Source organism: Dyella lutea, from assembly GCF_024158035.1.
GTDB classification, from domain to species: Bacteria; Pseudomonadota; Gammaproteobacteria; order Xanthomonadales; family Rhodanobacteraceae; genus Dyella_A; species Dyella_A lutea.
The window spans coordinates 456,329-475,177 of record NZ_JAMZEK010000002.1; the positions used below are offsets into that span (position 1 = coordinate 456,329).

Below are 18,849 nucleotides of genomic sequence, written 5' to 3' on the forward strand. Positions count from 1 at the left end.
AACAAAAGCCCCGACAGCTGGTCTGCCGGGGCTTTTTGTTTGTCGGTCCGGGGCGATGGGGTGTGCTGACAGCACACCGCGGGACGGGTTAATGTCGGTCACTCCCCGCTATCCACAAGCCATGAATCCCCTCCATTGGTCCTACCGCACCACCTTCCTCGCCGGCTTCGTTCTCTGTGCGGGGCTGCTCGGATTTGCGTTCTACGCGCAGTACGTCTGGGCGATGATTCCCTGCCCACTGTGCATCTTCCAGCGCATCGGTTTCATGGTGATGGGCCTGTTTTTCCTGGCCGGCTCGATCCATGCGCCCAGGAGCGGCGCGCGCTGGATCTATACGGCTGGCGTTCTGCTTGGCGCGCTCTGGGGCATTGCGGTGGCCGGGCGCCACTTGTGGATCCAGTCGCTGCCCGCCGATGAAGTGCCCTCCTGCGGCGGTGATCTCGGTTACCTGATGAGCGCCTTTCCTTTCGCCAAGGTGCTCAAGCTCGTGTTCACCGGGTCGGGCGAGTGCGCCAAGGTCGAGCCCATTCTCGGCCTGCCGATGCCTGCCTGGACGCTGTTGTGGTTCATCGCGCTGGGGATCTGGGCGGTACTGGCCACGCGGCGGCGGGGCGTCTGACATGGCGATCCGGCCTACGAGCCCATCCGCCCCGGTGGACTGGTCTCCCGCTTCCTGGCAACAGCGCGAGGCACTGCAGCAGCCCCGCTACGACGATCCGGCCGAACTGGCCACCGCGACGGCCCAGCTGGCCTCGCTGCCTCCGCTGGTGACCTCGTGGGAGGTGCTCGCGCTCAAGCAGGCGCTGGCCGAGGCCCAGGATGGCCACAGCTTCCTGCTGCAGGGCGGCGATTGCGCGGAGAGTTTCACCGACTGCACCAGCCCGATCATCTCCAACCGGCTCAAGGTGCTGCTGCAGATGAGCCTGGTGATGGTGCATGGGCTCAAGAAGCCGGTGCTGCGCGTGGGCCGCTTCGCCGGGCAATACGCCAAGCCACGGTCGGCCGATACCGAGACGCGGGACGGCGTGACCTTGCCCAGCTTTCGCGGGGACGTAGTCAATGCGCCAGCGTTTACCGCCGCGGCCCGCCGCGCCGATCCGCAGCGCCTGATCCAGGCACACGCACATTCGGCGCTCACGATGAATTTCGTGCGTGCGCTGATCGATGGCGGTTTTGCCGACCTGCATCATCCGGAGTACTGGGATCTTGCCTGGGTGGAGCACTCGCCGCTGGCTGCCGAGTATCGCCAGATGGTCGCCTCGATCGGTGACTCGCTGCGTTTCATGGAGACGCTTGCCGGACCGATCGCCAGCTTTTCGCGTGTCGATTTCTTTACCTCGCACGAGGCGCTGCTGCTGCACTACGAACAGGCGTTGACCCGCCAGGTGCCGCGCCACCCGGGCTGGTTCAACCTGTCCACGCATTTCCCGTGGATCGGCATGCGCACTGCGGCGCTCGACGGTGCGCACGTGGAGTATTTCCGCGGCATCCGCAATCCGATCGCGGTAAAAGTGGGGCCATCGGTCACACCTGAGCAGTTGCTGCCATTGATGGACGCACTCAATCCCGACGACGAGCCCGGGCGGTTGACGCTGGTCCATCGCATGGGCAACGCCGCCATTGCCGAGCGCCTGCCGCCGCTGCTGGACGCGGTGAAGCGCGAAGGGCGTCGTGTGCTGTGGGTGGCCGACCCGATGCATGGCAACACCGAAAGCACATCCAACGGCTACAAGACGCGTCGTTTCGACAACATCCGCGGCGAACTCGATCAGGCCTTCGACATCCACGCCGCCGCCGGCACGCGACTGGGTGGCGTCCACCTCGAGCTGACCGGCGAGAACGTCACCGAGTGCATGGGCGGCGCACGCGACCTGTCCGAGTCGGATCTCTCGCGGGCCTACAAGTCGACGGTCGATCCACGGCTGAACTACGAGCAGTCGCTGGAGTTGGCGATGCTGATCGTGCGCAAATCCGTCAGCCGAGGCTGAGGCATCGGTCAGCGCAGGTAGACGGTGGAGCCGAGCACTGCGGCAAACGCAGCCATCACCACGGCGCCTGCGATGAGCAGCGCGGGGTGTCGGCCGATCGCCAGGGGGCGGGGTGGAATCGCCGGCGTTGAGCGATAGGCCACATTGAACAGCCCCGCGGTGCCGCTGAAGGTCGACGCCACGACGGAGATCAGCGTGATCACCAGCCCGTGCGGGTTGAACAGGCCGACCAGCAGCGCACCCGCGCCACCGATCCGGTAGACGGTCATGGCCATGCGCATGCGGGTGGCGCGGGCTGCCGCGCCGCCACCGAGCATCGCGTCGATGCTGCGGTTGGCGAGGCGGATGGCGCCGATGTAGGCCACCAGGCCCAACGCGGTCAGGGCGAACCGCTGCAGCCAAGGATGCCGCAGCGGCGCAAGTCCGCCATCGCCGACCGGGCTCCAGTCGCCCAGGCCCAGCACCCCGGAGAACAGCCGGTAGCCGGCAGCCACCATCGCCTTCACGGTGAAGGTGATCCAGAGCGCCCGTCGCAGCAGCGGCGTGTGGACGATATGCCGGGCGAGGTAGGCCAGCGCCGCCACGACGACATCGACCGTCGTGCCGGCCATGGCCACCAGGTGGCCGGGCATTCGACGTAGTGGGCCCCCGACTCGCTTGGGCGGTGTCCGGAGGCCGCGCAGGTCACGGCGTGGCCCAGCAGCTCGTGGGCCATGGTCAGCAAAGGCGAAAGCAGCAGAGCCAGGCCGATCAGCGTCCAGCGATCGACATGCGGCAGCTCGGCGGGCGCTTCAGGCGATCGTTGCTTTGCACTCATCGGTGAGGTTCCGGGGCAGGGCGAGGTTGCCTGTCGGACCACGCCGGGTAGCCCGAGCGAAGTGATCCTTGTCACATGCAGGTCCTGCGCGCAGCTCAGGGAGTGGCCTCCCGCTCGACGGTGATGCGCTGGTCCATCATCTGCCCGCCCAGGCGCGCATAGGCGCGGCAGGCGTCCGGATCACGCAGCGCATCCGCATGCCCCAGCGCGCGTGCCGTCATGCGTTGCCAGAAGCGGCTGGCTTCCGGATGCGGGGTCATCAGGATGTCGCAGGGGAGGATGGACAGCGTGGCGATGCCGCGGCGGAAGGATGCCAGACGCTCCGGATGGTCCGGATCGGAGAAGCGGTAGCTGCCGGCCGCCATGGGCGTGAGGCTGTCGGCATATACCATATGCAGACAGCGGCCGCGCTCGCAGGAGGTCCAGCTCCAGGTGGTGCTTCCGGGGGTGTGCCCCGGCGTCGGATGGGCGCGGATCGCCAGTGGCCCGACGTGTACCGTGGCCTCGTCACCGATCACCTGCACGTGCCCGATGGGCGGGAACAGCGGCGCGTCGCCGTACTGCGGATCTTCCGGGTCCCTGCCGCCCACACGCAGCGCTCGTGCCTGGGCGGCGGGGGCCCGGACCGTGGCCCCGCTGTCCCGGGCGATCGCTGCCAAGGCGCCGGCGTGGTCCCCGTGCGCATGCGAGTCGAGGATCACCCGGACGTCGTGCAGGCGGAAGCCGAGCGATCGGATGTTTGCTTCGACCATCGCCGCATTTTCGGGCAGCGTGCCATCGATCAGCACGTGTCCCCGTGGCGAGGTCACCAGGATCGCGCTGAGTCCGCGGCTGCCGACGTACCAGGTGTTGCCGTAGATGCGCAGCGGCGCCTGTGGCTGGCGCCAGGTGGGGTGGGAACCCGGCGCAACCGGAGTGGCGGGCAGGGGCAGGGCGATCGCGATGGCCGCCGCGAGGGCGCCGGGGAAGGGGATGCTCAAGGGGGCTCGCGGAGCAGTCGAAGGCAGGCCAGCTTGGGGTCTGGCGCCACGCGCAGGCGGCCGGTTCCCGGGCGTGGCGCTGGCACCTTCGGCGCTTCCGCGGGCAGTTGGAACCCGGGTGCTTCCGGGATCGCGAGGGCCGGAGCGGTGTGGGGCTTGTGGCAGGTTGTCGCGGCGTCCGGGCGACGGCCGGAGCGTTTGGCGGCTTCACCATGCCGGGCGCCTATACTTCACGGATGACCCGATGCTTCCGTATCCCGCTCCGCGGAGTCCTTCTGCTGGCAGCCCTGCTGCTGCCGGTCGCACACGCCGCCGATAACACGCCGACGCACACCGTGCCGAACACCCTGGCCCAGCGCATCGCCTCGTGCACGGCCTGTCATGGCGAGCACGGCGAGGGTTCGCCGGGTACCGGCTTCTTCCCGCGTCTGGCCGGCAAGCCGGCGGAATACCTGGCGCGCCAGTTGCGCTATTTCCAGCTTGGCCTGCGCAGGTACGGCCCGATGGAATACACCGTGCGCCCGCTCACCGACACCTACATGCACGAGATCGCCAGCTACTTCGCCCAACAGGAGGTGCCGTACTCGCCGTCACCCACACCCAAGGTGTCCGCCGCGCTGCTGGCACGCGGACAGGCGCTGACCGAGCATGGCGACCCTGAACGCAAGATCCCGCCGTGCCAGGCTTGCCATGGCAGCCAGCTGACCGGCGTGCAGCCGTCCACGCCCGGCCTGGTCGGCCTGCCCTACGACTACGTGAGTTCGCAGCTCGGCTCCTGGCGCACCGGTACCCGCGCCGCTGCCGCACCGGATTGCATGGCGACCGTCGCCAACCGGCTCACCCCGGAGGACATCACCGCGGTGTCCGCATTCCTGGCCACGCGGCAGTTGCCGGCGGACATGCATGCGCAGCCGCCCGGCTCGGTGACGCCGCCGCTGCAGTGCGGCGTGCTGGGCAATGCCCCGCCGGCGGAGGCGCCGGTCAAGGGAGACGGCGCATGAAGTGGCTGCTGCGCGGTTTCCTGATTGTCCTCTTGCTGATGGTGGGCGGCGTCGCCTGGTGGCTGTTCGGGCCGCACCCCGACGATGCTGCGACACGCGATGCAGGCCGCCTTGCCGCCAGCGAAAACCTGGCCGACCCGGCGCTGATCGAACGCGGTCGCTATCTCGCCACGGTCGGCGATTGTGCGGCCTGCCACACCGCGCGCGACGGCGTGCCGTTCGCCGGTGGCCACGAAGTACCGACTCCATTCGGCAATATCCCGGCGCCGAACATCACGCCTGACGACGAGACCGGACTGGGTCGGTGGACGTTTGCCGATTTCTGGCGCGCGCTGCACGAGGGCAAGGGGCGCCACGGCGAGTTCCTCTACCCGGCGTTCTCCTACACCTCGTACACCAAGGTCACCCGCGGGGATGCGCTGGCGATCTTCGCCTACCTGAAATCGCTGACGGCGGTGCACCGTCCCTCCGCGACACCGGAACTGAAATTTCCCTACAGCGTCCGTCAGGGACTGGCCGCCTGGCGCGCGATGTACTTCCGTCCCGGTGTGTATCAGCCCGATCCGGCCCGGTCCGCCGAGTGGAATCGGGGTGCCTATCTGGTGCAGGGCCTGGGCCACTGCAACGAGTGTCACGCCCGGCGCGATGCGCTCGGTGGCATCCCGGCGCAGCCGCCGTTGTCCGGCGGCGAGATTCCCGCACAGGACTGGTATGCGCCCGACCTCGGCACGCAGGCCCACGGTGGGCTGGAGGGCTGGAGCGGGCAGGACATCGTGCAGTTGCTCAAGACGGGGCAGTCGGCGAAAGGCAGCGCATTCGGCCCGATGGCCGAGGTGGTCGCGCGCAGCACCCAGCACATGACCGACGCCGATCTCGCGGCGATCGCCAGCTATCTCGAGTCGCTGCCGCCGCGGCCGCAGCCGCAGGTGGCCGATCCGGCGATCGACGCAACGGTAATGCGGCACAAGGGCGAGGAAATCTACGGCCGGCGTTGTGCCGCCTGCCACGGCAAGGACGGCAATGGCGTGGCCGGGGTCTACCCGCCGCTCAACGGCAACTCCTCGGTCGACGAGCCGACCGGCATCAACGCGATCCGCGTGGTGCTGCTCGGCGGCTTTCCTCCGGTGACCGCCGGCAACCCGCGGCCATACTCGATGCCGCCGTTCGCCCAGTCGCTCAGCGACGCCGACGTGGCGGCGGTGGTCAGCTACATCCGCCACGCCTGGAGCAACCGCGCATCGCCGGTGCTCGAGCGTGACGTGGGCAAGTATCGCCAGACCCCGATCGACTGAGTCCATCGATGCGTACCGCATCGCGCGAATGGCCCGCTTCGGCGGGCCTTCCGCATGCCGGGCCCCGGCAACCCTACGGAGGCGCATGGCCGGCGCGCACGGGTAATATGGGTCTTTGCCTGACCACGATCGAAGCGAACGCATGATCATCAATCCGAAAGTCCGCGGTTTCATCTGCATCACGGCGCACCCGGTGGGCTGCGCGAAGAACGTGCTCGAGCAGATCGACATCACCCAGGCCAGCGGCCAGAGCGGGCAGGGCCCGAAGCGCGTGCTGGTCATCGGCGCCTCCACCGGCTACGGGCTGGCTTCGCGCATCACCGCCGCGTTCGGTTATGGCGCGGCCACGCTGGGCGTGTTCTTCGAGAAGCCCTCGAGCGACACCAAGACCGGCACCGCCGGCTGGTACAACTCCGCCGCGTTCGACCAGGCCGCCAAGGCGGCGGGTCTGACCGCCAAGTCGATCAATGGCGACGCGTTTTCCGACGAGACGCGCGCGCGCACCATCGAGATGATCAAGGCGGAGATGGGCGGTCCGATCGACCTGGTGGTGTATTCGCTGGCCTCGCCGGTGCGCAAGCTGCCGGGTACCGGCGAAGTGAAGCGCTCGGCGCTCAAGACCATCGGCGAGACCTTCAGCGCCACCTCGATCGACACCAACCGCGACACGGTGATCACCGCCACGGTCGAACCGGCCACCGAGCAGGAGATCGCCGACACCGTCGCCGTGATGGGCGGCGAGGACTGGGCGCTGTGGATCGAGGCGCTGAACCAGGCCGGCGTGCTGGCCAAGGACGCCACCACCATTGCCTACAGCTACGTCGGCACCTCGATAACCTGGCCGATCTACTGGCACGGCACGCTGGGTCGCGCCAAGCAGCACCTGGACAACACCGCCAAGACCATGCGCGAGCGTTATGCCACCAACGGCCTGAAGGCCTACGTCGGGGTGATGAAGTCGGTGGTGACCCAGGCCAGCGCGGCGATTCCGGTGATCCCGCTGTACGTGTCGATGGTCTTCAAGATCATGAAGGCCAAGGGCATCCACGAGGGCACCATCGAGCAGGCCAACCGCCTGTTCCGCGACTTCCTCTACCGCGCCGATGGCAGCGCGCCGCCGGTGGACGCGGAGCATCGCCTGCGCCTGGACGACTGGGAGCTGCGCGACGACGTGCAGTCCGAGTGCAAGGCGCTGTGGCCGACGGTGACCACCGAGAACCTCAACCAGCTCACCGACTACGCGGGCTACCGCCACGACTTCCTCAAGCTGTTCGGCTTCGACCGCAGCGACGTGGACTACATCCAGGACGTGGCCTCGGACGTGCGGTTCGATTGCGTCGAGATGTAACGCGGCGTGCGCGCAGCAGACGAGCGGGCGCCTTCGGGCGCCCGTTTTGTTTGGGGCGGGTAAGAGACGCTGGATCCCGGCTTTTGCTGGGATGATGGGTTGAGAGCTCGCTGCTCGCTCGCCTCCTCTTCGACGACCTCCACTTCCCTTACCGTCATCCCGGCGAAAGCCGGGATCCGGCGTCTTTAATCCCCACGCACCAAGTCAGCCAACTCAACCCACGGCCCGATCGACCAATGCCCGCGCGCCTGTCCCGACGGCGAGGGCAGCACGAATACCTGCGTGGTGCCGATGCGCTCCGGCTGCACGCCATAAGCTGGGATGCCGCGCCCCAGCGCCGCCTTTGCCCCGTGCTTGCTGGTGAAGGCCAGCCAGCGCGGCGCGAAGCGCTCGATCTTGGCCACCAGCGCCGGCACGTCGAACGCGTCGCGCGGCAGCTCGCTGTCGTTGCCGCTGTGGAACTTGGCCAGGTCGGTGAAGCCGATGCCCAGCGCGGGCAGCGTGGGGAACTCCTCCGGCGCATACCGCCGCGGGGTCAGGCCGATCTCGGCCAGCGCCCGCCAGAACAGGTTGCCCGGATGCGCGTAGTAGGCCCCCTCGGCCGCCGAGCGCTTGCCCGCCGCCGTACCGCAGAACACCAGTGCCAGGCCCGGCCGCAGCACGTCGGGCAGGATGGGGTCGTCAGCCGGCCGCGTCATCGAGCAGGAAATCGGTGAACTGGAAGCGTTCGTCGCGCAGCACCGACTCGCCGCGCCGCAGGCGCAGTGGCGTGCGGAACAGCGGGCCGCCGCAGCTCAGCGTATGGAATTCGCCCCGCTCGCCGCAGGGGTCGACACCGACCGGCAGTGCGTCGAGCAGGGCACCGTCGTAGGCACGGCCGCAAAACGCAGCGTCGAGCTGCTGCGTGTCGACGCAGCACAACATCGCCCTATGGCCCTCGGCGACGAAGCGGCGGGACAGTTCGGTGGTGTCCTCACCCCAGATCGGAAATACCGCGCGCCATTCGGCCTGGCCGAGCTGGCGGACGCGGTAGTCGCGCACATCCTGCAGGAACAGGTCGCCGAACGCGCAGTGGCGGATGCCCGGCCAGCGCATGCGCGCCTCGATCAGCGCCTTGGCGTGGGCTTGCTCATAGGCCTCGTTCGAACCGGGCCAGTCCATCTCCACCACCAGCAGCGGCAGGCGGAGCGACGCGGCCTGGGCTTCCAGGATGTCGCGCCGCACGCCGTGCATGGCGATGCGCTCATAGGTGCGATTGACCGTGGTGAGCAGCGCGACCACCTGCCAGTGCGGATCGGCGCGAAGCCGCTGCAGGGCCATCAGGCAATCTTTGCCCCCACTCCAGGCGAGCAGGATCGGTGTCGGAGTCATCCGCTAACTCTACGTGATCATGCCGACCACATGGCATGGACGTCCGGCTTGGCACGATGTGACGATGATCGGATTCCTCGACGACCTGTGGGCCCGCTCTCCCGCGTTCCGCCTGATCGGCTGTGCCGCGGTGGCGCTGGTCATGGCGATGCTGGTTCATCGCGCCATCCGCGCCCTGCTGTGGCGGTGGAGCGAGGATCATCCGATGGTGCGCGACATGCTGCGCTTCGCGCAGGCACCGATGGGCTGGCTGGTGCCGATGGTCGCACTGGCGGTGGTGCTGCATGCCCGCCCCGAGTCGACGCTGCTTGCCCCGGTGCCGGTGCTGTCGCACGGATTGGTCGTCGTATTGATCGGTGTCGTTACCTGGCTGGCCGTGCGTTGCGTGCAGGCGGCCGAGGCGTTCTTCACCCGGCGTTTCCCGGTGGACGTGGCCGACAACCTGCACGCGCGCCGGGTGCTGACCCAGTCGCGCGTGCTCGGCCGCACCGCTACCGTGCTGATCGTGCTGCTCGGGTTCGCGACGGCGCTGATGACCCTGCCGCTGGTGCGCCAGATCGGCGCCAGCCTGCTTGCCTCGGCCGGATTGGCCGGACTGGCGGTGGGCCTTGCCGCCAAGCCGGTGCTGGGCAACCTGATCGCCGGCCTGCAGATCGCGCTGGCCCAGCCGATCCGGCTGGACGACGTGGTGATCATCGAAGGCGAGTGGGGCCGGGTCGAGGAGATCACCGGCACTTACGTGGTGGTGCGCATCTGGGACGAGCGGCGGCTGGTGGTGCCGCTGAACTGGTTCATGGAGCACCCGTTCCAGAACTGGACCCGGCGCACCGCGCAGATCGTCGGAACGGTGTTCCTGTGGCTGGACTATCGCGTGCCGCTGGCGCCTTTGCGCGAGGAGCTGCAGCGACTGTGCCGCGAGGCGGTCGAATGGGACGGTCGGGTGTGCGTGCTGCAGGTCACCGATGCCAGCGATCGCGCCATGAAGCTGCGTGCGCTGGTCAGTTCGGGCGACTCCGGGCGCAACTGGGACCTTCGCTGCCGGGTGCGCGAGGGCCTGCTGGCGTTTGTGCAGTCGCACCATCCGGACGCGCTGCCGCGCTGGCGCGGTGAATGGTCGCGCACGCGGGCCAACGCGCCCACGGACGACGGCACGCGCGTGCGACCGTCCCCGCAGCCGCAGCGCAGTCCCCACCCCGAGGACGGTGCAGGCGGGCTTCCGGGGCCGGTCTGAGGCGGCCGGCGACACGCTTCACGGGCCGCCAAAGTCAAGGGCTGGTGCGCATCGACAGTGCCCCGAGCCAGCCGTTATAAAGGTTGCCCTGGGCGGGGGTAGTGCGGTGAGTGAAGAGATCCTGATCAATGTAACGCCTCGCGAGACCCGCGTCGGCATCGTCGAGAACGGCATGCTGCAGGAGGTCCATGTCGAGCGCGCCTCCCGCCGCGGCTACGTGGGCAACATCTACAAGGGCCGGGTGCAGCGGGTGATGCCCGGCATGCAGGCGGTGTTCGTGGACATCGGCCTGGACCGGGCGGCCTTCCTGCACGCCTCGGACATCATTCGTCCCGCCATTCCGGGCGGCGAGGGAGATGGCGGCGGCAATGGCTCGGTACCGTCGATCAGCGAATTGGTCCATGAGGGCCAGGAGATCGTGGTGCAGGTGGTGAAGGACCCGATCAGCACCAAGGGCGCGCGGCTGTCCACCCACCTGTCGATCCCCTCGCGCTACCTGGTGCTGCTGCCGCATGCGCGCACGCTGGGCATTTCCGCGCGCATCGAGGACGAGGCCGAGCGCCAGCGCCTGAAGGACGTGCTGGCGCCGCTGCTCGGCGAGAACCCGCTCGGCTACATCGTGCGCACCAACGCCGAAGGCCAGTCGGCCGAATCGCTGGCGTTCGACGTGACCTACCTCGGCAAGGTCTGGCGTGTGGTGCAGGAAAACATCGCCCGGGCGAAGGTGGGCGAACGCGTCTACGAGGAGCTCTCGCTGCCGCTGCGCTGCCTGCGCGACTCGCTCAACGAGACCATCGAAAAGGTGCGCGTGGATTCGCGCGAGACCTTCGAGAAGGTGGTGAAGTTCGTGCACAAGTTCATGCCCAGCCTGGACGACCGGGTCGAGCACTACGACGGCGAGCGGCCGATCTTCGACCTGTACGGCGCCGAGGACGAGATCCAGCGCGCGCTTAGGAAGGAGGTGCCGCTGAAGTCTGGCGGCTACCTGATCGTCGACCAGACCGAGGCGATGACCACCATCGACGTCAACACCGGCGGCTACCTCGGCACGCGCAACCTCGAAGAGACCGTCTACCGCACCAATCTGGAAGCGGCGCAGGCCGCGGCGCGCCAGCTGCGCCTGCGCAACCTGGGCGGCATCATCATCATCGACTTCATCGACATGACCGACGAGGAGCACAAGCGCCAGGTGCTGCGCACGCTCGAGAAGGGCTTGTCGCGCGACCATGCCAAGACCACCGTCTACCCGATGTCGGCGCTGGGGCTGGTGGAGATGACCCGCAAGCGCACCACCGAGAGCCTGGAGCGCCAGCTGTGCGAGCCGTGCCCGGCCTGTTCCGGTCGCGGTACGGTGAAGACCGCCGAGACGGTGACCTACGAGATCTTCCGCGAGATCACCCGCGCGGTGCGCCAGTTCAGCGCGGCCAAGCTGCTGGTGATGGCCAGCCCCTCGGTGGTCAACCGCATCCTGGAGGAGGAGTCCTCCGCGGTAGCCGAACTGGAGGAGTTCATCTCCAAGAGCATACGCTTCCAGGCCGAAGAGCATTATTCCCAGGAACAGTTCGATGTGGTGTTGCTGTAACCGGCGATGCGGCGCAGGTCGCCGACCGTGACGGCGACCTGGTCGTGGCACGCGCACCGGCTTAGCCGGGCGTTCGGATGGACGATCGGCGTCGGCCTGATCACCCTGGCGGTGGTCGCGGCGCTGGCGCAGCTGCTATTGCCGGCGTTGGCGCAGCATCCGGAATGGGTCGCCGCCCAGCTGGGTGCACGCCTGCATCGTCCGGTGTCGTTCGATTCGATGCAGGGGCGCTGGACCCCGGCAGGACCTACCTTCGCCCTGCGCGGGGTCACGCTCGGCGGTGCCACTGCGGGGCAGGCGCCACTGCGCCTCCCCGAAGTAGACGCGACGCTGGATTTCGGTGGCTGGCTGCTGCCCTCACGGCACCTGCTCAACCTGCACGTGCGCGGCGTGCAGTTGGACGTGGCCCGCAGCAAGGACGGGCACTGGTCGATCCGCGGCATCGGCACGGCTGGCGGCAGCTCCGAACAGCCGATGTCGCCGGGACGCCTCTCGCTCGACCTGTGGCTGGACGACGTGCGCATCGACGTCGCCGACGAGCGCACCGGTCGGCACTACGCGGTGCTGGCCGACCAGTTGCGGGCATGGCTGGGTTCGGGCGAGGTGCGGGTGGGGGCACGCCTGCGGCGCGCCGGTGCCGATGGCGTACTCACCGCGGCCGGGCAGTTCCGCGACGATGGCAGCAGCGGGCGGGTCTGGCTGGCTGGGGACAACCTCGACGTGAACGCCATGCTGGGCGACGCCAGCCTGGCCGGCTACACCGCCGAGCAGGGGCACGGGCATCTGGAGGCCTGGCTGGACTGGCGCAACGGCAACGTGGTGCGCAGCGTCCTGCAGGCCGACCTGACCGGTGTGTCGCTCGGCACACCGGCAGGCAGCCGGGTCGACGTGGCGGCGATCCGCGGCGTGATGGAGATCCGCCAGACCGGTGACGGCTATCGGCTGGCCTGGGCCGGTTACGATGGCAGCGCCCTGGTGGCGGTGATGCATCGGCCTTCGGCCGAGGCGATCCGCATCGGCATCGCCGCCAGCCGCCTGCAACTGGCGCCGCTGGTGCCTTGGCTTGCGCTCAAGCCGGACATGTCCGCCGGCCTGGCCCACTGGCTGGGCGAGGGCAAGCCACGCGGGGAAATCACCCGCGCCGCCGTGCAGTGGCAGCAGGGGGTCGGGCTTACGCGGCTGGATGCTGCGTTCCAGGGGCTGGGCATCGATCCGGTCGGCGCGATGCCGGGTATCGACCGGCTATCCGGGACGCTGCGTGGCGACGCCGAGGCGCTCTCGCTGGAGCTGCCGGAGCAGGCCACGGTGCTGCGTTTTCCCAAGGCGTTCCGCCAGCCGTTCGCGCTGTCCCGGCTGGCCGGCACGATCGCGGTGTGGCACGACGACGATGGCGTACACCTCGGCGCCGATCCGCTGGACTTCACCGGTGTCGGCTACGCCGGCCAGGCGCGGGGCGAGGTGCTGTTGCCGGCAGGTGGCGGCCGGCCGTTCCTCGACCTGTATGCCCATATCGACCGCGGTGACGTCACGGCCGCCAAGTTGTTCTGGCCGTTGACGATGCCGCCGAAGGCGATGGCCTGGCTGGACCGCGGCCTGGTCAGCGGCACCATCGACGGCGGCGATGCGCTGGTCCGCGGCAGCCTGGCCGACTGGCCGTTCCTGCACAACGAGGGCCGCTTCGAGGCGCAGGCGCGACTGAGCGACCTCACGCTGGACTACGGCGAGGGCTGGCCGCGCGCCGAGCACGTCGCGGCGGTGGCCAGCTTCGTCGACAACGGCATGCTGGTCCAGGCCAGCGGGGGCGATGCGATGGGGGTGAAGGCGCAGCACGCGGTGGCGCTGATCCCCGATTTCGGCGACGCCGCGCTGGATCTCAACGTCAGTGGCAGCGGCAGCGGGGCGAGCCTGCTGGGCTTCGTCAGTCACAGCCCGATCGCCGCGCGCGAGGCTGACACGCTGTCTAAGCTTAGGCTCGGTGGCAAGGGCGACTTCGATTTCCACCTGCTGCTGCCGTTCAAGGACGATGCCTCGCTGCAGCTCAACGGCACCGCGCAATTGACCCGTGCCGATCTCAGCGCGCCGGACTGGAACCTCCAGCTGGGGCAGCTTTCCGGGCCGATGCAGTTCGACGCCAAGGGCCTGGCCGCCGGCCCGCTGCAGGGAATGTTCCGTGGCCAGCCATCCACCCTGCAGATGCGCATTGCCGGCGCTACCGGCGACCCCGATGCGGTGCTTTCGGCCAGCCTGGACGGACGCTACACCCTGCCTGAGCTGCTGCAGGACCAGCCGGCCATGGCCTGGCTCGGCGCCGCGTCCGAGGGGCGCAGCGAATTCCGCATCGGGCTGGACATCGGTCGCGATGCGGCCAATACGCCGCTGCACCAGCGGCTGACCGTCGACTCGGCGCTGCAGGAGATCGCGATCAAGCTGCCGGCGCCGCTGGACAAGCCCGCGGGCGTGATGATGCCGCTGCATGTGGAGCTCGGCCTGCCCACCGATTCGGCCGATCTGCAGGTTTCGCTGGATGACGTGATGCGCGCGCGCTTCCGCCTGCCGGGCGGTTACGGCCAGCCGCTGGCCGGAACCGTGGCGCTGGGCGACCGGATGCCCGACACGCTTCCGCAGCAAGGGCTGCGCGTGCAGGGCCATGGTGGCCGGGTGGATGTCAGCGGCTGGATCCAGCAGGTGGTCGGCGGGCAGGGTAGCGGCAGCGCGCCCGCGCTCGAAGGCATCGACATCACCGCCGATCACGCGATGCTGTTTGGCAACGATTTCCCCAACCTGCACATGCGGGTGACGCCCAAGCCGGACGGCCTGGGCATCGACGCCGACGGCGCCACGCTGGCCGGGCATTTCGACGTGCCCGGCGCCGACCTCGGCAAGCGTGGCATCACCGCGCGGCTGAAGCGTCTGTACTGGCCCAAGGCCGAGCCGCCGAAGGACGCCAGCGGCAAGGCGCTGCCGGATACCGGCCCGACCCCGGCGCAGGCCACGCGCACCGGCGTGAATCCGGCCAGCCTGCCGCCCTTCCACCTGCTGGTGGATGACCTGCGGCTGGGCAATGCCCACCTCGGCCAGGCCCGGCTGGAAAGCTGGCCGACCGCCAAGGGCATGCACCTGGACCAGCTGCGGGCGCTGTCGCCCAGCGTGCAGATCACCGCCTCGGGCGACTGGAACGGCACTCCCGAGGACAGCCAGACCCACCTGGCGATCGATTTCTCCGCCGAGGATATCGGCAAGATGCTCGATGCGCTGGGTTTCGACGGCCTGTTCAACGGCGGCAAGACGCGGGCGCACCTGGACGGCACCTGGCCGGGCAGCCCGTCGGCGATCACCCTGGCCAATCTCGAAGGCAGGCTGCAGGTGCACGTGACCGACGGGCGCATCCCCGAGGCCGACTCGCCGGGCGTGGGGCGGCTGCTGGGACTGGTCTCGCTGGCCGAACTGCCGCGCCGGCTCACGCTCGACTTCGGCGACGTGTTCGGCAAGGGCCTCGCGTTCGACAGCATCGACGGCAGCTTCGTCTTCGCCGACGGCAACGCCACCACGCAGAACATGAAGATCAAGGGGCCGGCCGCGGAGATCACCGTGACCGGCCGCACCGGCCTGCGCGCGCGTGACTACGACCAGCAGCTGCTGGTGGTGCCGCACGTCGGCAACAGCCTGCCGGTGGTCGGCGCGGTGGTCGGTGGGCCAGTGGGGGCCGCGGCGGGCCTGGCGGTGCAGGGTCTGCTCGGCCGCGGCCTGAACAAGGCGGCCAGCGCGCGCTACGCGATCACCGGCAGCTGGGACAAGCCGAAGATCACCCTGATCGAGAAGCGCGTGCCCAAGCCCCTGCCGCTGCTGCCGGCACCGGCCAGCTCGACGGCGCCGACGCCTCCGCTGCTGCCCGCGCCGGCGTCGACGGTTCCGGCGCGCTGAGCCCTCAGTCCGGGGAGCCGGCCCTCTTCGGCGGGCCGCGGAACGGGAACAGCTGCTGCCGGACAAAGCCGTCGGGCATGTAGTCGCCGACCACGCCGTACTTCTCCGGGAACCGGCGCGTCGACTTCACCGCGGTGCCGAACAGGTAGTCGAGGAAGGCGTAGTGCGCGGCGTAGTTGCGGTCGATCGCTTCGTCGTCGGAGGCGTGGTGCCAGTGGTGGAAATCCGGCGTCACCACCAGGTATTTCAGCGGCCCCCACGGCAGGTGCACGTTGGCGTGGTTGAACACCGCCTGGAAGCCCACCACGAGGATGTAGGCGTTCATCACGCCCTCGCTGAAACCCAGGATGTAGAGCGGCGCCAGCACCGCCACCCGGGTCACGATGAGCTCGAGCATGTGCTGGCGCGAGCCGGCCAGCCAGTCCATCGTCTTGGTGCTGTGGTGCACGGCGTGGAAGCGCCACAGGAAGGGCACCTCGTGGTACGCCCGGTGCGTCCAGTACTGCGCCAGGTCGGCGATCAGGATGCACAGCAGCAGCTGCGGCACGAAGGCGATGTGCTGCACGGTCTGCTGGAACGCGCTGGCGGTGAGCCAGCCGAACAGGTGGTGCAGCAGGAAGTTCACCGTCAGCAGCGCCAGCCCCACGATGAAGTGGTTCACCGCGAAGTGCTTCAGGTCGGTCTGCCATTCCTTGCGGAACACGGCTTGGCCCTTGTACAGCGGGAACAGCTTCTCGATCACCACGAACACCAGGGTGGAGCCGAGCAGGTCGAGGATGAACCAGTCCAGCCCGATGTACGGCGTGTGGTCCGGGAAGTTGCCCACCGGCACGCGCGAGCCGCCCAGCGCGGTGGCCGCCAGCACGAAGGCGAAGGCGACCGCGTTGATGTTGCGCGAGCGGCCCAGCACCACGTTGCCCAGTGAGATGCCACCGGCCACCAGCAGGCCGCCCAGCAGCAGCTGGCGCAGCACGTCCACCGAGTATTTGTGGCGCAGGTCGGGTGTGGTCAGGTACTGCGGAAAGTGGAAAGCGAGCACCGCGAGCAGGCTCAGCACGCCCAGCGACAGGGCGATCACGCCGCTGACCCGGCCCAGGCCGGGCTTGAGTTCGCCGTCGCTGCGCAGCAGTTCGCGGGTCTCGGCAACGGGCTGCTGCAGGGTGTGTTCGATGACTTCCAGCGGGCGCTTGCGCGAGGTGTCTGACGACATGGATCGTTACTCCGTGGACGCTGTCCTTGCTTTGGCGCATCGTAGCGGATGCCCGCTGGCCGGTGCGCTTTAAAGCTGCCGCCGCCGCCCCCACGTTTCATCGTCACCACCAGACCCCGACGCAGATGCCCATGTCCTCCCTTCTCGACCACGCCCAGCAACGCCTGCTTACCCCCGGCGGCCTCGCCACCGGCGACCTGGAGCGGGTGTTCGACCAGCTGATGGCGCCGTCGATCGACGCCGCGGACCTGTATTTCCAGCACTCGCGCAGCGAGTCGTGGCTGCTGGAGGAGGGCATCGTCAAGGACGGCAGCCACTCGATCGAGCAGGGCGTGGGCGTGCGCGCGATCAGTGGCGAGAAGACCGGCTTCGCCTATTCCGACGAGATCGTGCTGCCACAGCTGCTGGAAGCCTCGAAGGCCGCCCGCGCCATCGCGCAGGACGGCCGTGGCGCCGGGCGCCCGCTGGCGCTGGGCAACGCGCGGTCGCTGTATCCGGCGATCGACCCGGTCGAAAGCCTGCCCAATCCGGACAAGATCGCGCTGCTGCGGGAAGTGGACGCCTACGCGCGCTCGCGCGACCCGCGCATCACCCAGGTGATCGTCAGCCTCGCCGCCACGCTGGATACCATCCTGATCGCCGCCTCCGACGGCACCCTGGCCGCCGACGTGCGCCCGCTGGTGCGCATCAACGTGCAGGTGATCGCCGAGGCCAACGGCCGCCGCGAGCAGGGCTACGCCGGTGGCGGCGGGCGCTACAGCTACGGCGAGCTGATCGCCAACGGCCGCGCGCTGGCGTTCGCCGACGAGGCGGTGCGCCAGGCGCTGGTGAACCTGGAGTCGATCGACGCGCCGGCCGGCCAGATGACCGTGGTGCTCGGCCCGGGCTGGCCCGGCGTGCTGCTGCACGAGGCGATCGGCCACGGTCTGGAGGGTGACTTCAACCGCAAGGGCAGCTCCGCCTTCGCCGGTCGCATCGGCCAGCGCGTGGCGGCCAAGGGCGTCACCGTGGTCGACGACGGCACGCTGCCGGGTCGCCGCGGTTCGCTCAGCATCGACGACGAGGGCACGCCTACCGAGTGCACCACGCTGATCGAGGACGGCATCTTGGTCGGCTACATGCAGGACAAGCTCAACGCCCGCCTGATGGGCATGCAGCCCACCGGCAACGGCCGCCGCGAGTCGTTCACCCAGTTGCCGATGCCGCGCATGACCAACACCTACATGCGCGGCGGCAGCATGGACCCGGCCGAGATCATCCGCTCGGTGAAGAAGGGCCTGTACGCGCCGAACTTCGGCGGCGGCCAGGTCGACATCACCAATGGCAAGTTCACCTTCTCCGCCAGCGAGGCCTACCTGATCGAGGACGGCAGGATCACCGCCCCGGTCAAGGGCGCCACCCTGATCGGCTCCGGCCCCGAGGTGCTCAATCGCGTCTCGATGATCGGCAACGACATGGCGCTGGACGAGGGCGTGGGCGTGTGCGGCAAGGACGGCCAGAGCGTGCCGGTAGGCGTGGGCCAGCCGACCCTGCGCATCGACTCGATGACCGTGGGCGGCACCGCGTCCTGAGCCGACGGCTCTTCCGGCCGCTACCGTCGGTGTGACGCTGCTAGAGTAGCGACGCCTTCCATGCGACCTAAGGAGAGTGAGCATGCCGGTCCCGCAGATCCAACGCCCGACGGCGGCCTTCGTCGGTGCTTCCTGGCTGGCCCTGATGGTCGGCTCGCTGGCCTATCTCATCGGGTTGTGGAATGCCCAGATGGCGCTCAACGAAAAGGGTTACTACCTGACCCTGCTGCTGTACGGGCTGTTTTCAGCGGTGTCGCTGCAGAAATCGGTACGCGACCGGCTGGAGGGGCTACGGGTGACAGGCCTGTACTTTGGCCTGTGCTGGGTCTCGCTTGGCATCGCCATCGTGCTGCTGGTGATCGGACTGTGGAACGCCACGCTCAGTCTCAGCGAAAAGGGCTTCTACGCCATGGCTTTCCTGCTCAGCCTGTTCGCCGCAGTGGCCGTGCAGAAGAATGTCCGCGACATGGCCCTGCACGACGGCGATGCAGACGCCATGGAGCGTTCCACCGACTTCTGAGCCGCGGGCATTTCCCC

Annotated in this window: 15 protein-coding genes; 10 read left to right on the forward strand and 5 right to left on the reverse strand. The window is 68.8% G+C overall.

The window, feature by feature from the left end; all coding sequences use genetic code 11:
- The first annotated feature begins 121 nt into the window (after positions 1 to 121).
- Positions 122 to 619 (forward strand): disulfide bond formation protein B, encoded by a 498-nt coding sequence (locus NC595_RS09430; RefSeq protein ID WP_253566809.1) that lies wholly within the window; start codon positions 122 to 124, stop codon positions 617 to 619.
- Between the two features lies 1 nt (position 620).
- Positions 621 to 1,988 carry a class II 3-deoxy-7-phosphoheptulonate synthase gene (locus NC595_RS09435; RefSeq protein ID WP_253566068.1) on the forward strand — a complete coding sequence of 456 codons (1,368 nt, stop codon included), beginning with the start codon at positions 621 to 623 and terminating at the stop codon, positions 1,986 to 1,988.
- A gap of 8 nt (positions 1,989 to 1,996) precedes the next feature.
- On the opposite strand, the gene NC595_RS09440 is transcribed toward NC595_RS09435, so the two are convergent.
- Both NC595_RS09440 and bla read right to left on the reverse strand, forming a co-directional pair.
- The gene (locus NC595_RS09440; protein ID WP_253566069.1) at positions 1,997 to 2,620 is read right to left on the reverse strand and encodes a hypothetical protein; all 624 of its coding nucleotides are present in this window, start codon (positions 2,618 to 2,620) and stop codon (positions 1,997 to 1,999) included.
- Positions 2,621 to 2,900: 280 nt separating this feature from the next.
- On the reverse strand, positions 2,901 to 3,785 hold the full coding sequence (gene bla, locus NC595_RS09445) for a subclass B3 metallo-beta-lactamase (protein WP_253566070.1): 885 nt from the start codon (positions 3,783 to 3,785) through the stop codon (positions 2,901 to 2,903).
- A gap of 335 nt (positions 3,786 to 4,120) precedes the next feature.
- On the opposite strand from bla, the gene NC595_RS09450 reads away from it, so the two are divergent.
- From NC595_RS09450 to fabV, 3 genes are all read left to right on the forward strand, one after another.
- The gene (locus NC595_RS09450) at positions 4,121 to 4,786 is read left to right on the forward strand and encodes a cytochrome c4 (protein ID WP_425493099.1); all 666 of its coding nucleotides are present in this window, start codon (positions 4,121 to 4,123) and stop codon (positions 4,784 to 4,786) included.
- Entirely contained in the window at positions 4,783 to 6,078 is a 1,296-nt protein-coding gene (locus NC595_RS09455) for a c-type cytochrome (RefSeq protein ID WP_253566072.1), read from the forward strand. The genes NC595_RS09450 and NC595_RS09455 overlap by 4 nt, the downstream gene beginning before the upstream one ends.
- A 142-nt stretch (positions 6,079 to 6,220) precedes the next feature.
- Positions 6,221 to 7,426, forward strand: coding sequence for an enoyl-ACP reductase FabV (fabV, locus tag NC595_RS09460; RefSeq protein WP_253566073.1), 1,206 nt, complete (start codon positions 6,221 to 6,223; stop codon positions 7,424 to 7,426).
- Positions 7,427 to 7,611: 185 nt separating this feature from the next.
- On the opposite strand, the gene NC595_RS09465 is transcribed toward fabV, so the two are convergent.
- Positions 7,612 to 8,124, reverse strand: coding sequence for a mismatch-specific DNA-glycosylase (locus NC595_RS09465; RefSeq protein WP_253566074.1), 513 nt, complete (start codon positions 8,122 to 8,124; stop codon positions 7,612 to 7,614).
- Positions 8,108 to 8,797, reverse strand: a complete 690-nt coding sequence (locus tag NC595_RS09470) for a Dph6-related ATP pyrophosphatase (protein ID WP_253566075.1) — start codon at positions 8,795 to 8,797, stop codon at positions 8,108 to 8,110. The genes NC595_RS09465 and NC595_RS09470 overlap by 17 nt, the downstream gene beginning before the upstream one ends.
- A gap of 64 nt (positions 8,798 to 8,861) precedes the next feature.
- Here NC595_RS09470 and NC595_RS09475 point away from each other — a divergent pair, with 64 nt between their 5' ends.
- The 3 genes from NC595_RS09475 to NC595_RS09485 all read left to right on the forward strand — a co-directional run bounded on the left by NC595_RS09475 (position 8,862) and on the right by NC595_RS09485 (position 15,531).
- Positions 8,862 to 10,028, forward strand: a complete 1,167-nt coding sequence (locus NC595_RS09475; RefSeq protein WP_253566076.1) for a mechanosensitive ion channel family protein — start codon at positions 8,862 to 8,864, stop codon at positions 10,026 to 10,028.
- 106 nt (positions 10,029 to 10,134) lie between these two features.
- Positions 10,135 to 11,610 carry a ribonuclease G gene (gene rng, locus NC595_RS09480; protein ID WP_253566077.1) on the forward strand — a complete coding sequence of 492 codons (1,476 nt, stop codon included), beginning with the start codon at positions 10,135 to 10,137 and terminating at the stop codon, positions 11,608 to 11,610.
- A gap of 27 nt (positions 11,611 to 11,637) precedes the next feature.
- Positions 11,638 to 15,531: a YhdP family protein gene (locus tag NC595_RS09485; RefSeq protein WP_253566078.1), complete on the forward strand. Its 3,894-nt coding sequence runs from the start codon at positions 11,638 to 11,640 to the stop codon at positions 15,529 to 15,531.
- 4 nt (positions 15,532 to 15,535) lie between these two features.
- Here the strand turns inward: NC595_RS09485 and NC595_RS09490 are convergent, their stop codons facing one another.
- Positions 15,536 to 16,741, reverse strand: a complete 1,206-nt coding sequence (locus NC595_RS09490) for a sterol desaturase family protein (protein WP_253566079.1) — start codon at positions 16,739 to 16,741, stop codon at positions 15,536 to 15,538.
- 125 nt (positions 16,742 to 16,866) lie between these two features.
- Between NC595_RS09490 and tldD the strand changes: the two genes are divergently transcribed.
- Together tldD and yiaA are read left to right on the forward strand one after the other, a co-directional pair.
- Complete coding sequence (gene tldD, locus NC595_RS09495; protein WP_425493100.1) at positions 16,867 to 18,312, forward strand: metalloprotease TldD; 1,446 nt, start codon at positions 16,867 to 16,869, stop codon at positions 18,310 to 18,312.
- Positions 18,313 to 18,394: 82 nt separating this feature from the next.
- Complete coding sequence (yiaA, locus tag NC595_RS09500; RefSeq protein ID WP_253566081.1) at positions 18,395 to 18,832, forward strand: inner membrane protein YiaA; 438 nt, start codon at positions 18,395 to 18,397, stop codon at positions 18,830 to 18,832.
- Positions 18,833 to 18,849: the final 17 nt, after the last annotated feature.